Consider the following 14510-nt stretch of genomic DNA (forward strand, 5'->3'; position numbering starts at 1 on the left):
GATGGCGATGAGTATCGATATGGGTGCGGTATCGGGCGTCGAGTGCACTTGCGCAGATGCCGACAGGGCATCAATTGCTGCCGGCGCCGTGCAGACGCAGGCGTTCGACGTAGTCGTTATCGGCGGCGGACCTGCCGGCATGGCGGCCGCACTTGCCGCACACAAGGCCGGAGCGCGCGTGGCCATCGTTGAGCGCGAACAGCACCTGGGCGGCATCCTGCGCCAGTGCATCCACCCGGGCTTTGGCCTCTCACACTTTAAGCAGGAACTGACCGGTCCCGAGTACGCACAGCGCTTTATCGACCAGGTGCGCGAAACCGATATCGCACTGTTCCTGGACAGTATGGTGATTGGGATCGACTCAAGCGAGGACAAAGTCGCAGGAACGGGCGCAAGTGGCGCGGCGAGCGAAGCCTCGGCACACACCGTCACGCTCATGAGCCCCGCCGGCATGTTGCAGCTCACCGGGCGCGCCGTCGTCTTTGCCATGGGGTGTCGCGAGCGCACGCGCAGCGAGATCATGATTCCCGGCAGCCGCCCCGCCGGCGTGTTTACCGCCGGCCTGGCGCAGCGATACATCAACATCGACAACCTCAAGCCCGGCTCGCGCGCCGTCATTTTAGGCTCGGGCGACATTGGGCTCATCATGGCGCGTCGCTGCGCGCTCGAGGGGATTTCGGTCGAGGGCGTGTACGAGCTTATGCCATACGCCAACGGCCTGCGCCGCAATGTAAAGAATTGCCTGGACGATTTTGGCATTCCGCTGCACCTGTCCACCACCGTCACACGCGTGATTGGGCACGACCGCGTGGAGGCCGTCGAGGTGAGCCAGGTCGACGAAAATCTGGCGCCCATTCCGGGGACCGAGCGCATCGTTCCGTGCGACACACTGCTGCTTTCGGTAGGTTTGATTCCCGAGAACGAGCTTTCGGTAGGCGCGGGTGTTGAGCTTGACCCGCGCACGCGCGGCGCCGTGGTGGACCAGATCCTGCAGACGGGCGTGCCAGGCATCTTTGCCTGCGGCAACGTGCTGCACGTGCACGACCTGGCCGATAACGTGACGGCCGAGTCCGAGCGTGCCGGTGCGGCTGCAGCGGCGTACGCGCTGGGGACCGGCGCGGATGTCGAAACGGGCGCTGGCTGCCAGCTCACGGTCTCCCCTGCCGGCATCGCCGGCTACGCGCTGCCGGGACGCATTACGGCCGTGGCACTCACCAGGCTCAACTTCCGCGTGCGCCGGCCGGTCGATGCCGCCCGCGTGCGCATTCTGGCGGACGACGAGGAACTGCTTACGGGCAAGGTCCGCGCGTTTAAACCGAGCGTTATGGAAAGCTTCCCGCTGCCGGCAAAGGTGATACAGCGAGCGCTCGACCTGGGTGCCAGCGAGATTATCCTTTCCGTCGAGCCCGTCGAGGAGGCATAGCCATGAGCACAAATGCGATCGAGACGCTACAGTTCAACTGCACCACCTGCCCATCCGAGTGCCTCCTTACGGTGGAAGTGGAGCGCGGGGCCGACGACCGCGTGGCGACGGTGCGCGCCGTGACCGGCAACAGCTGCCCGCGCGGCGATAAGTTCGCACATCAGGAGCTCACCTGCCCCATGCGCGTCCTCACTACCACCGTGGCAGTATCAGGCGGCGACGAGGCACTGCTGCCCGTTCGCACGGCCGAAGCCATCCCGCTCGAACTCCATGCCCAGACCATGGACCTCATCCGCGGCCTAGTGGTCAAAGTCCCCATCCACATGGGCGATGTAGTCCTCCCCAACCTCCTAGACACCGGTACCGACCTCATCGCCAGCATGGACATCGACCCGGCCTAAGCAGCTCGTTTGGGACGGTGCTCTTTTAGCTACCCCGCATCCGCCCCGCCCCTCCTCAATTGCGGTGAAATAATTCCCGATTTCCGCCAAAACCCCGGCATCAAGGAACTATTCCACCGCAACTTGCCTTGGGATCGGTATTTAGCTTGTGCCTACTTTAGTGCCATTTCAAAACTATGCCGGATTACGGGGCTGATTCGGAGACCCCCACCCATACCGGCAATTTTCGATTTTTGATAAGCCTTCTACCTGCGGTTTTAATTTCGCGATTTTTCCCATGGTCAAGTAATACAGGTCCAGCCCCGTAATCCGCCATAGTTTTGAAACCAGCCCATTTGGGACGGGACCATATTGACTACTTTTACCTATCAGCTCGCATGTTTGACGCAGCTAAAATAGCCCCGTCCCAAATTGACTACCCTGGCATTGGGGATACCATGGTGGCAACCTAACGAAAGGACGATGTATGGCACATGTCGATGACCAGCGCGTGGCACGCGTGCTCGATGCGCTCGAGGCTCAGTACCCCGGCGCGCAGCTGCTCGTAAACGACCCGTGGTCGATTTATTACCTGACCGGCTTTTATGCCGATATGTTCGAGCGTTTTTGCGGCGTACTGCTCGCACGCGGTAGCGAGCCCGTGATCTTGGTCAACGCGCTGCATCAGCTGCCCGAGTATGACAATGCCCGCGTCGCGTACCACACCGATACCGACGTCGTGGCCGACGCCATCGCTCGCGAGGTTGATCCGACCAAACCGCTCGGCATCGACACCGTCATGCGCTCCGGCTTCTTGATGCCCCTTATGGATCGTCGTGCCGCGAGCGAATTCTTCCTAGGCGATTTTGCCGTGACCGCCACGCGAACCTACAAAGACGCCGCCGAGCAGGAGCTTATGCGCGTGTCCTCGGCCGCTAACGACGCCGTGATGGCCGACGCGATCGAGCTCGTCCACGAAGGCGTGACAGAGCGCGAGATCGCCGACCAGATGCTTGGCCTGTATCGCAAGCACGATTGCGAGGGCTTTAGCTTTCCGCCCATCGTGAGCTTTGGCGCCAACGCCGGCGACCCGCACCACGAGCCAGACGATACGGTACTCAAGCGTGGCGACGTGGTGCTGTTCGATATTGGCGGACGTCGCCGCAACTATTGCTCGGACATGACGCGCACGTTCTTTTGGGGCGAGCCGGACGAGGAGACGGCACGCATCTACGACATCGTGCGCCGCGCCAACGAGGCCGCCGAGGCGCTCATCGCCCCGGGCGTGCGCATGTGCGACCTGGACCGTGCCGCGCGCGACGTGATTGAGGACGCGGGTTATGGCAAGTACTTTACGCACCGTCTGGGACACTCGATCGGCCTGCAAGACCACGAGCCGGGTGACGTCTCGCTCGTCAACGAGCAGGTCGTGGAGCCGGGCATGACGTTTTCCATCGAGCCGGGCATCTACCTCCCCGGCCGCACCGGCGTCCGCATCGAGGACCTTGCCCTGGTCACCGAGAGCGGCGTCGAGATCCTCAACGCCTACCCCCACGATCCGGTCCGCCTAGACTAGGCAATGCGGCAAAGGGACAGCCCCTTTGCCGCATCACATGAATGCCGCCACGAAATGGGCCTATCTACTACGTTTAACCCGCATGGGGCGACCATGCGGGTATTTTTTGAAAATTGGCAAGCCTTCTACCTGCGGTTTTGATTTTGCGATTCTCGGCATGGTTGAGGGTAGCCGGTCAAACGTAGTAGATAGGCCCATTTCGTGGCGAGCAGGCAAACTAGCTACCCCGCGGAAGGGATCTAGCGGAGCAGACCGGCAACTTCGCCGGCCAGGGTGATGGTGCCTGCTGCTACGAAAGGCTCGCCTGCGGCCTCAAAGGCTGCGAGGGCCTCGGACACGCTCGGGTACACGCCTGCGAGCTTATCGGAGTCCACCAAGGCAGCAAGCTCCTCCGCCGGCAGGGCGCGATCGGAATCGGTCTGTGTGACGACCACGCGCGGGAAGGCCGGGATCAGCACGTCGACGATACCCGCCACGTCCTTGTCTGCCAGCGCGGCGCACAGCAACGTGGGGCGATTCTCTACGCACGGATCGATCTCGTCCAAGGCGCTCACAAAGTTCTCGCAACTCTGGGGGTTATGGCAGGCGTCGATCAGCTTGAGCGGGTCGGTTCCCAACACATCAAAACGGCCCGGCGTGGCACAGCCCATAAGCGAAGCATCAAGCGCCTCGTGGTCGAGCTCGCGACCCAGATACCCCTCGCAGAGCATAATCGCGCACGCGGCATTCTGCGGCTGATACGCCGGCTTAACCATGCTCGACGTATAAATCGCACGCGGCGTGGTACAGCTAAACTCAACCGTATCGCCCACATGCGCCGGCACCTTGGTCGTGGCGTGGCTCACCACCAGCGGCACCACACCACACTCGCGACAACGGGTGTCCATAACGCGCTGAACGCTCGGCTCATGCGTGCCCTCGCCCAGCACAACCAGGCGTCCGGGCTTAATGACGGCGGCCTTCTCCCCCGCAATGGCCTCGAGCGTATCGCCCAGAATGCGCGTGTGATCGAGTCCGATGCCCGTGATGGCAACGGCAACGGGATCGGTCGCGCTCGTGGCGTCCCAGCGACCGCCCATGCCGACCTCGAGCACGGCAACATCCACGCGAGCCTCGGCAAACACCACAAGCGCGGCGGCCGTCAGCAGGTCAAACGGCGTGATGGTATAGGCACGCTCCCCCGCCACCACGCGGCGCGCATTCACTCGATGCCCCGCCTCAACAGCAGCAGAAACGCCACGGGCAAACGCCTCATCGCTTACGACGTGCCCATCGACCTCCATGCGCTCGGGATAGCGAACAAGCTGCGGCGACGTATAAAGCGCAGCCTTGAGCCCCTCGCCGCGAAGGATAGCAGCCGAAAAACGCGTGGTCGAAGTTTTGCCATTGGTACCGGCAACCTGAATGCAATCAAAGTACTCGTCCGGCCGCCCCAGCTCATCGAGCATATCGACAACCGTCTCGAGCAGAGGACCAGCATCCCCAGAAATCCGCCCCGTATCGGCAGCAAGCCCCACAGCCTCACTAAACGAAAGCAAATCAAACTCAAAAGGAACGGTATACAAGCCAGAACGCTTAGGCATTTTCAGAACCGCCATTCATAGATAAATAAAACAGTATAGGTTGAGGATAGTCAGCGAAAACGCCTCTGATGAGCCAAGGTGCCGTGAAACAAGGGCGCATAGGGCTTATGCCCATGCGCCCGAAGTTGAACGGCAGATTGGCCATCAGAGGCGTTTGCAGCGTCGAGCCAGCCGCCGTTCGTTAGAACGGCGGAATAGGTGTCCGCAGTAGCGAGCAATGCCCCAAACCGCGTCCCCCAGTAACGCCTACGAGAAGTCAGCAACCTGAGCAGTCAGCGCCTCCAGGATCTCCTTGAGCTCAGCTGCACGGTCCCTCTTCTTCTGGACCACCGCGGGCGCGGCCTTGGCCACAAAGCCCTCGTTGGCGAGCGTCTTCTCGCAGCCGGCGAGCTCCTTCTGGGCCGCGGCAATCTCCTTCTCCAGACGTGCCTTCTCGGCCGAAAGGTCAACCTTGCCCTCGAGCACCACAAAGACCTCGACGCCGCTGTCGACCACGGCGATGCTCGCAGCCGGCTTCTCAACATCGGTACCCATGACCAGCGAGGCGGTATTGGCCAGCGGCTCGATGGTCGAGCGCAGGCTCTCGAGCTTCTCGATGTCCTCGGCACCGGCACGCACGACCACGTCGAGCTCGGCCTTGGGGCTCAAGCGATAACGCGAACGCGTGGCACGGGCGGCAGAAACGACGGTGCGACACAGCTCAAACGCGCGCTCGGCGTCCTCGTCGACATACTTGACATAGTCGGCAGGCTCGGGCCACTTGGCGATCATGAGCGCCTCGGCGCGGTCCACGTTGCCCTCGGCGTCCAGGTCGAGCACGCTCGCCGGCATGTTGTCCCAGATCTCCTCGGTGACAAACGGCATGAGCGGGTGCATCAGGCGAATAGAGGTATCGAGCACAAAGATCAGGTTTCGCTGCGCCTGCAGACGGCCCTCGCCCTTCAGGCGCGCCTTGGTGACTTCGACGTACCAGTCGCAGACCTCGTTCCAGAAGAACTGCTGAACACCGCGGGCCATGTCGCCAAAGGTGTAGTTCTCGATGCCCTCGGTGACCATCTTGACGGCCTTGGCCAGACGACTGAACATCCAGGCGTCGGCCGGCGTCTCTACGACAGGCTCGCCGGGCGTGTAGCCCTCCATGTTCATAAGCAGGAAGCGGCTGGCGTTCCAGATCTTGGTCACAAACGACTTAGCCTGCTCGGTGCGCGGGCTGTCGATAAGCTTCTTGGTCTTCTTATCGATGTTCGCGTCAAACTTGACGTCCTGGTTGTTGGTGCAGAGCGTCAGCAGGTTGAAGCGCATGGCGTCGGCGCCGTACATGCCAATGAGGTCCATGGGGTCAACGCCGTTGCCCTTGGACTTGGACATGCGGCTGCCGTCCTTGGCAAGAATCGTCGGGTAGATGACGACGTCCTTAAACGGCACCTCGTCCAGGAAGTACAGCGAGCTCATGACCATGCGGGCGACCCACAGCGCGATGATGTCGCGCGCGGTGACGAGTGCCGTCGTGGGGTGATGTCCCTCGAGCAGCTCCGGCTTTTGGGGCCAGCCCTGCGTGGCGAAAGTCCACAGCTGCGAGCTGAACCAGGTGTCCAGCACGTTCTCGTCCTGATGTACGTGATGACCGCCGCACTTGGGGCACACGTCGGTGTCCTCGGTAAGGGCATCCTCCCAGCCGCAGTCCTCGCAGTAGAACACGGGAATACGGTGGCCCCACCAAAGCTGGCGGCTGATGCACCAGTCCTTGAGGTTCTCCATCCAGGTGGTATAGGTCTGCGTCCAACGCGCGGGATGGAAGGTCACCTTGCCGGAGTTGACGGCATCGAGCGCCGGCCCCTTGAGCTTGTCGACGGCCACAAACCACTGCTCGGACAGCCACGGCTCCAGTGCGGAGTCGCAACGGTAGCAGTGCATGACGGAGTGATCGTGATCCTCGACGTGATCGAGCAGGTCGTGCTCCTCAAACCACTTGATGACGGCCTCGCGGCACTCCTCGCGGGTCATGCCGGTAAACTCGCCGTAGCCCTCGACGACCACCGCATGCTCGTCAAAGATGTTGATCTGCGGCAGGTCGTGGGCCTGACCCATGGCGTAGTCGTTGGGGTCGTGGGCCGGGGTGACCTTGACAAAGCCGGAGCCAAAGTTGGCGTCGACATGCCAATCCTCAAAGATGGGGATCTCGCGGTCGACGATGGGGAGCTTGACGGTCTTACCCACAAAGGCGGCCTTCTCGGGGTCCTTCGGGGAGACAGCCACGCCCGTGTCGCCGAGCATGGTCTCGGGGCGCGTAGTGGCGACGACGATGTAGTCCTGGCCGTTGACCGGCTCGGTCAGCGGGTAGCGCAGGTGCCACAGGTGACCCTTCTCGTCCTTGTACTCGGCCTCGTCGTCCGAGATGGCGGTGGTGCAGTTGGGGCACCAGTTGACGATGCGCTTGCCGCGGTAGATCAGGCCGTCGTGGTACCAGTCGCAGAACACCTTGCGCACGGCCTGGGCGTAGTCCTCGTCCATGGTAAAGCGCTCGTTATCAAAGTCGACGGAGCAGCCCATACGCTTGATCTGCTCGACGATGATGCCGCCGTACTCGTGGGTCCAATCCCAGCAGGCGTCGACAAACTTATCGCGGCCGATCTCCAGGCGGCTGATGCCCTCGCTCTTGAGCTTCTTGTCGACCTTGGTCTGCGTGGCGATACCGGCGTGGTCGGTACCGAGCACCCAGCGGGTGGACCTGCCGCGCATGCGGGCCATGCGGATGATGGCATCCTGGATGGAGTCGTCGGTGGCGTGACCCATGTGGAGCTTGCCGGTCACGTTGGGAGGCGGAATGGTGACAGTGCAGTCGCCCACGCCCTCGCGGCGCTTGTAGTAGCCGCCGTCGAGCCACTTCTGCAGGATCGCCGGCTCGTTGGTCGACGGATCGTAGTTTTTGGGCATCTCTTCCATATATCTCTCCCGTCCCACCGGGGAGGAATGTAGGCCCGCCAGGGTCTGCATTCCTCCCCTTAGGTATCAATTACTTCAGTCTGATACGACTTCGCTGAGGCTTAAACAAACACACAGAATAACACAGGTAGTTGGGGTTATTGCGTATATATAAAATAGCCTCCGACCGCGGGTGGTCGGAGGCTATTCAAATTCACATTTGCGAAACCTACCATTTAGGGACAGGTTTATTTTGGTCGGTTTTATATGGGCAAACGTCATTCTCCCTGATAAAACCTGCCAAAATAAACCTGTCCCTTTTTGGCAGGTTAGCCGTAGATGCGCTGGGGCTGTTCGGTGCCCTTTACGGAGGCTTCGGTCACGATGACCTTGGCGACTCCTTCCTCGCTCGGCAGGTCGAACATCGTCTGCTGCAGCACGTCCTCGCAGATGGAGCGCAGGCCGCGGGCGCCGGTCTTGCGGGCAAGCGCCATGCGGGCAATCTCGTGCAGGGCGGCGTCCTCAAACTCAAGTTCAACGTCCTCGAGCTGGAACATCTTGCGGTACTGACGCACAACGGCGTTCTTTGGCTCGGTCAGGATCGACACCAGGTCGTCCTCGTCGAGCGCCTGTGTCTGGGTGACGACGGGCGTACGTCCCACAAACTCGGGGATCATACCAAAGGCGTTGAGGTCCTGCGGGAGCACCTGACGCAGCAGGTCGTTCTCGTCGACCGAAGTGGGACCGGCGATCTCGGAGTTAAAGCCCACGCCCTTGTTGCCAACGCGATCGGCGATGATCTTGTCCAGACCCACAAAGGCACCGCCGCAGATAAACAAGATATTGGTCGTGTCGATCTGCAGCAGCTCCTGCTGGGGGTGCTTGCGGCCGCCGGTGGGCGGAACGCTTGCCACCGTGCCCTCAAGGATCTTAAGCAGCGCCTGCTGAACGCCCTCGCCCGAAACGTCGCGGGTGATGGAGAGGTTCTCGGCCTTGCGGGCGATCTTGTCGATCTCGTCCACGTAGATGATGCCAACCTGCGCACGCTCGATATCGCCATCGGCAGCATTGATGAGCTTGAGCAGGATGTTCTCCACGTCCTCGCCCACGTAACCGGCCTCGGTGAGTGCGGTGGCGTCGGCGATGGCAAACGGCACCTCGAGGATGCGCGCGAGCGTCTGGGCGAGCAAGGTCTTACCGGTACCGGTGGGACCGAGCAGCAAGATGTTGGACTTGGCGAGCTCCACCTCGTCCATATCGTCGTCGAGCCGCGAACCCGCACCCGAGGCCTCGTCAAAGGCCGAAAGCGCGGCGCCGCCCTCGATCACGCGACGGTAGTGGTTGTACACGGCAACCGACATGGCGCGCTTGGCGTCTTCCTGACCCATGACATAGGCCGAAAGCTCGTCATAGATCTCGTGCGGGGTCGGCACGTGCGTGATGACCTGACGCACGTCGTCCTCGAGCTCAAAGCCCTCGGCCTCGGGATCCATGACAGGCTGCCCGGCAGCCTGACCGTGGTCGTTGAGGAAGCCCGGCAGTTTGCCGTTGCAGGCGGCATCCATAAAGTCCGAAGCCAGCGACTCCTCCAAGATCTCGGAGCAGGCGGCAACGCACTCGTCGCAGATAAAGATGTTGGTAGGGCCCTTTACAAGGCGGCGCACCTGACCCTGCTCTTTTCCGCAGAAGGAGCAGCGGATGGGGTTGCCGTTCTCGTCAAAGTTGTCCTGCATGTTACCGGCCATCCTAGGCGTCCTTCTCGGCAAGATCGCGCGAGGTAACGATACGGTCGATCAGGCCGTAGTCAAGCGCCTCGGCAGCGGTCAGGTAGTTGTCGCGCTCAGTATCGGCCTGGACCTTCTCGATCGGCTGGCCCGAGGCGTCGGACAAGATCTGGTTGAGCTCGCGACGGGTCTTCTTGATCTCCTCGGCCACGATCTCGATCTCGGTCTGCTGACCCTGGGCACCGCCACTGGGCTGGTGAATCATGACCTTGGAGTGCGGCAGGCAGAAGCGCTTGCCCTTGGCGCCGGCCGAAAGCAGCACGGCGGCCATAGACGCGGCCATACCGACGCAAATGGTAGAGACCTGCGGCTTGATAAAGTTCATAGTGTCCAGAATCGCCAGGCCGGAGTAGACCTCGCCACCGGGCGAATTGATGTAGAGCGAGATATCCTTCTCGGCATCCTGGCTCTCAAGATGCAGCAGCTGGGCAACGACCAGGTTGGCACTGACGGAGTTGATCTCCTCGCCCAAGAAGATGATGCGGTCGTTGAGCAGGCGCGAATAGATATCGTAGCTGCGCTCGCCGCGCGGCGTCTGCTCGATAACGTATGGCACGAGGGCGGAATCGAACTTAGCGATCATACGCATCTCCATTTCTCTCTTGCGGACCAAATTGGTTCTAGATAAACGTACGGTGCCCGCATGCTATGCATTGGCTGGCACCGTACGAAGCAACCGAATAACCGGTTTATAACTTTACCCCATCACGGGCGCCTGCATGCGCTCGCGGGAAAGGTGGCGAGAATTACTCGGCGTCCTTGGCGGTCTCGTCGACCTCGGTCACCTTGGCGTTCTCGACCAGGTGATCGACGGCCTTGGAGCGACGGATGGACTCGCGGACGGCAGGCATGCGTCCATCGGCGATGAACTCGGCCTTGGAAGCCTCGACGTCCTTGACGCCGGCCTTCTCGAACTCGGCGTTGACGTCGTCCTCGGTGACCTCGATCTTGAGCTCACGGGCGAGGGCGTCGAGCGCCAGGGACTCGCGGGCAACGTCGTTGGCCTGCTTGTGCAGGTCGCCGATGAACTGCTCCATGGTCAGGCCGGAAGCGGGCAGCCAGGTGTCCAGCGTCATGCCACGGGCAGCGAGGTTGGACAGGAAGTTCTGGCCAAGCTCCTCAAAGACAGACTGCTCATAGTCGGCGTCCATCTCCTCGAGCTGCAGGCGCTCGGCGAGAGCGGCGACGCAACGGTTCTCCTTCTCGGCAGGAAGGCGGGAAGCCTTGTCCTGCTCGATCTCGAGCTTGATGGCGTCGCGCATAGCGTCGATGCTGTCGAAGCCAAAATCGGACTTGACGAGCTCGTCGGTGAGCTCGGGGGTGTTGCGGACCTTGATGCCCTTGACGGTGACCTCGACGGTGTGGGTCTCGGCCTCCTCGCCCTCCTCGACCTCGTCGGTCCAGGTGACGGTCTTGACGTCGTCGACGTTAGCACCGATCAGAGCCTCGTTGAACTCCTTGGGGTTGCTGTCGCTACCGGCGATGAGCATGCGACCCTCGGCAGCGAAGTTGTCGGCGTTCTCGACGGCCTTGAGGCCGACGGTAACGTAGTCCTCGGCCTCGACGGCACGATCCTCGACGTCCTCGAAGGTGGCACGGTAGTTGAGGAGCATCTCGACCTGGTTGTTGATCTCGGACTCGGTGACCTCCGCGGGAGGCATCTCGATCTCGACGGCGTCGTAGGAGGAGAGCTCGGCGGCAGGACGCAGAGAGAACTCGACGGTGTAGGTGTAGTCCTCGTGATCCTTGGCGAGGTCGAGCTCCTTGTAGTCACCGTTCTTGGTGGGGACGATGTCCAGCTCGTTGAGGACGGCGGGCTCGTTGGCGGCAATCAGATCGTTGGTGGCCTGGGCGAGGGTGGCCTCGGCGCCAAGAGCAGCGTCGATGACCGGACGGGGAGCCTTGCCGGCACGGAAGCCCGGGAAGCGGTATTTCTTGGCGGTGTCCTTGTAGACCTTCTTGATCGCGGCGTCGACGTCGGCGGCCGGGATGGTGACCGTAGCGGTGAGCTTGGCGTCCTTGACGTCAGAAGCGGTGATGTTCAACACGTTCCTCCTCATACTGCCCAGCTTATCTGAGGTGCTGGTACCTTTATGCAACAAAGTGTCGCGACGGCCGAGGCCGACGCAGGTGCGTTGGTGCGGGCGAAAGGACTCGAACCTTCACGGGAATCCCACCAGAACCTAAATCTGGCGCGTCTACCAATTCCGCCACGCCCGCATGAGCGCACAGACAAGGAATGATAGCAGATACGAACGGCAAGCGCACGCACACCTTTTTAGACCCACGACCTCACCACGAGTTACAGCGGAACAGGGTAGCTAATTTGGGACGGGGCTTTTTAGCTACCCCGCTTGTGGGGGTAGCTAAAAAAGCCCCGTCCCAAATTAGCTACCCCCATCGGCTATCTCCCGCAGCCCACAATTCGGTTGAAAAGTGGGCTGCAGTTTCCTCGGGCTTGCCAAAGAGCGGCGGCTGCCGCGCCTCGCCTACTCCCCCAGCAGGGCCTTCTCGGGCGTGATCGGCAGCGAGCGAACCTGGTGGCCGGTGGCGTGCGCCACGGCCGAGGCAACGGCGGCGAGCGGTGTGTTGATGACGACCTCGCCGATCGACTTGGCGCCAAACGGGCCCGTCGGCTCGTAGCTCGGCTCAAAGGCCACGCGAATGCTGCCGATATCCAGGCGCGTGGGCAGCTTGTAGCTCATAAAGTTACCGGTGCGCAGGCGGCCGCGGTCGTCGTGCTCGACAATCTCGTAGAGTGCGTGACCGATGCCCTGGGCAATGCCGCCCTCGGCCTGGACGCGCGCGAGTGCCTCGTTGATCACGGTGCCGCAGTCCACAGCCGCCGCATAGTCCACCACAGTCACCTTGCCGGTGGCCTTGTCGACCTCGACCTCGGCAATGCCGGCCATAAACGGCGGAGGCGAAACGGGCAGGCAGGCAGAAGCATGCGAGGTGAGCGCGTCGCCGCCCGCGATGTTCTTTACGCACAGGTTGGCAAAGTCGCGCAGCGTGAGGTAGCGGCCGCACTCGCGAGCGGCGCGCTCGTCAGACAGACGCACGTACTGGCCGTCGAAGACCACGTCGGCGGCGTCCACGTCCCACATCTGGGCGGCCTTGGCGCAGATCTTCTCGCGCAGCTCGGTCGCGGCATTCTTGGCTGCCAGGCCCGTCACGTACGTGCCCGAGCTCGCGTACGAGCCGGCATCGAACGGCGAGACGTCGGTGTCCACGCCGCGCACCACGATAAGCGAGCTCTCCACGCCCAGCTCCTCGGCGGCAATCTGCGCCAGGATCGTGTCGACGCCCATGCCGTTATCGGTGGCTCCGGTGCCGATGGTAATGAAGCCGTCCTCTTCCAGGCGCATGTCGATGCCGGCGATATCCACATTGGAAATGCCCGAGCCCTGCATGGTGAGCGCGCAGCCCAGAGCACGCACGCGGTCGCCCAGGTCCACGGCCAGCGGCTTGTCGCGCCAGCCGATCATGTCCATCGCACGCAGCAGGCAGCGGTCGAGCGCGCAGGCGTTGAGCTTTTCATTGTAGTACTGCGGCATAATCTCGCCCTCGCGCACGATGTTCTTAAGACGCAGGTCGGCGGGATCCATGTGCAGCATGTCGGCGAGCTCGTTGACGGCGCTCTCCACGGCAAACTGGCCCTGGGTGGCGCCGTAGCCGCGATACGCACCGCCGCGGTTGGTGTTGGTGTAGACGGCGTCCCACCTAAAGCGGCTCGCCTTCACGTGGTTGTAGATGGGCAGGCTCTTGTGGCCCGAGAGGCCGATCGTCGTGGTGGCATGTTCGCCATACGCGCCGGCGTTGGACAACGTGTGCAGGTCGATGGCCGTGATGGTGCCGTCTTTCATGGCGCCCAGCTTGACGGTCATCTGCATCTGGTGACGCGAGTTGCCCGCAGTGATGGTCTCCTCGCGGGTGTAGCAGCAATAGCTCGGACGGCCAGTCTGCTGCGTCACGAACGCCACGAAGATCTCGCAGCAGCCCGTCTGCTTGGAGCCAAAGCCGCCGCCGATGCGCGGCTTAATAACCTGCACCTGCGACTGCGGAATGTCGAGCGACTGCGCGACCATGCGGCGCACATGAAAGGGCACCTGCGTGGAGGTGGTCACCGAGATGCGGCCGAACGCGTCGGTCGTCGCGAAGGCACGGAAGGTCTCCATGGGCGCGGTCTGCGTGGCCTGGCTGGTGTAAGTGCGCTCAAAGACGATGTCGCTCTGGGCGAAGGCCTCGTCCAGGTCGCCAAAATCGCTGGTACCGCTGCACACCAGGTTGCGAGCAACGTCGCCGCCCTGCGGGAACATAAAGGTCACGTCGCCCTCGGGGTGGACCACGATGTCGTTATCGAGCGCCTGGGTAAAGTCGAGCAGGGGCTCGAGCACCTCGTAGTCGACCTTGATGAGCTTGAGTGCCTTGTCGGCGGCCTCCTCGGTCTCGGCGGCGACGATCGCCACCTCCTCGTTTTGGTAGCGCACCAGGTTCTCGAGGATCAGGCGGTCGTAGGGGCTCGGCTGCGGATAGCTCTGGCCGGCGATGGTAAAGCGGCGCTTGGGCACGTCCTCGTAGGTGTAGACGCCCACCACGCCGGGCACCTTCAGGGCGCGCGACGTATCGATGGAGCGGATCTTGGCACGGGCATACGGGCTGCGCTTGAGCTTGACGATAAGGGCGCCGGCGGGCACCAGGTCTCCTGTGTAGACGGGACGCCCCTCGAGCAGGGCCTTCGAGTCCTTCTTGGGCTGCTTATGGGTGATCTGCTTGTACGAGACACCATCGCAGCTGGTGTCGTTGACCGGAAGCTCGGGCATCTCAAAGCCCACCTGCACG

General features: G+C 62.2%; 9 protein-coding genes and 1 tRNA gene. 3 read left to right on the forward strand and 7 right to left on the reverse strand.

Annotated elements, in window-relative coordinates; all coding sequences use genetic code 11:
- Position 1 precedes the first annotated feature (1 nt).
- The 3 genes from ACTQ40_RS04635 to ACTQ40_RS04645 all read left to right on the forward strand — a co-directional run bounded on the left by ACTQ40_RS04635 (position 2) and on the right by ACTQ40_RS04645 (position 3379).
- Complete coding sequence (locus ACTQ40_RS04635; protein WP_441563452.1) at positions 2 to 1423, forward strand: NAD(P)/FAD-dependent oxidoreductase; 1422 nt, start codon at positions 2 to 4, stop codon at positions 1421 to 1423.
- Between the two features lie 2 nt (positions 1424 to 1425).
- Complete coding sequence (locus ACTQ40_RS04640) at positions 1426 to 1824, forward strand: DUF1667 domain-containing protein (protein ID WP_441563453.1); 399 nt, start codon at positions 1426 to 1428, stop codon at positions 1822 to 1824.
- A 466-nt stretch (positions 1825 to 2290) separates the two neighbouring features.
- Complete coding sequence (locus ACTQ40_RS04645; RefSeq protein WP_441563454.1) at positions 2291 to 3379, forward strand: M24 family metallopeptidase; 1089 nt, start codon at positions 2291 to 2293, stop codon at positions 3377 to 3379.
- A 239-nt stretch (positions 3380 to 3618) separates the two neighbouring features.
- Here ACTQ40_RS04645 and ACTQ40_RS04650 read toward each other — a convergent pair whose 3' ends face one another.
- The 7 genes from ACTQ40_RS04650 to ACTQ40_RS04680 all read right to left on the reverse strand — a co-directional run bounded on the left by ACTQ40_RS04650 (position 3619) and on the right by ACTQ40_RS04680 (position 14365).
- The gene (locus ACTQ40_RS04650) at positions 3619 to 4962 is read right to left on the reverse strand and encodes a bifunctional folylpolyglutamate synthase/dihydrofolate synthase (protein WP_441563455.1); all 1344 of its coding nucleotides are present in this window, start codon (positions 4960 to 4962) and stop codon (positions 3619 to 3621) included.
- Between the two features lie 246 nt (positions 4963 to 5208).
- Positions 5209 to 7905, reverse strand: a complete 2697-nt coding sequence (locus tag ACTQ40_RS04655; RefSeq protein ID WP_427719738.1) for a valine--tRNA ligase — start codon at positions 7903 to 7905, stop codon at positions 5209 to 5211.
- Positions 7906 to 8213: 308 nt separating this feature from the next.
- Positions 8214 to 9629, reverse strand: coding sequence for an ATP-dependent Clp protease ATP-binding subunit ClpX (clpX, locus tag ACTQ40_RS04660; RefSeq protein WP_441563456.1), 1416 nt, complete (start codon positions 9627 to 9629; stop codon positions 8214 to 8216).
- A 1-nt stretch (position 9630) separates the two neighbouring features.
- Positions 9631 to 10251: an ATP-dependent Clp protease proteolytic subunit gene (locus ACTQ40_RS04665; protein ID WP_441563457.1), complete on the reverse strand. Its 621-nt coding sequence runs from the start codon at positions 10249 to 10251 to the stop codon at positions 9631 to 9633.
- 163 nt (positions 10252 to 10414) lie between these two features.
- Positions 10415 to 11716: a trigger factor gene (tig, locus tag ACTQ40_RS04670; protein ID WP_441563458.1), complete on the reverse strand. Its 1302-nt coding sequence runs from the start codon at positions 11714 to 11716 to the stop codon at positions 10415 to 10417.
- Between the two features lie 88 nt (positions 11717 to 11804).
- Positions 11805 to 11888 (reverse strand) — tRNA-Leu (locus ACTQ40_RS04675).
- 269 nt (positions 11889 to 12157) lie between these two features.
- Positions 12158 to 14365 carry a xanthine dehydrogenase family protein molybdopterin-binding subunit gene (locus ACTQ40_RS04680; protein WP_441535911.1) on the reverse strand — a complete coding sequence of 736 codons (2208 nt, stop codon included), beginning with the start codon at positions 14363 to 14365 and terminating at the stop codon, positions 12158 to 12160.
- Positions 14366 to 14510 lie beyond the last annotated feature (145 nt).

The organism is Collinsella sp. Sow4_D11 (assembly GCF_052116465.1).
Taxonomy (GTDB): Bacteria; Actinomycetota; Coriobacteriia; order Coriobacteriales; family Coriobacteriaceae; genus Collinsella.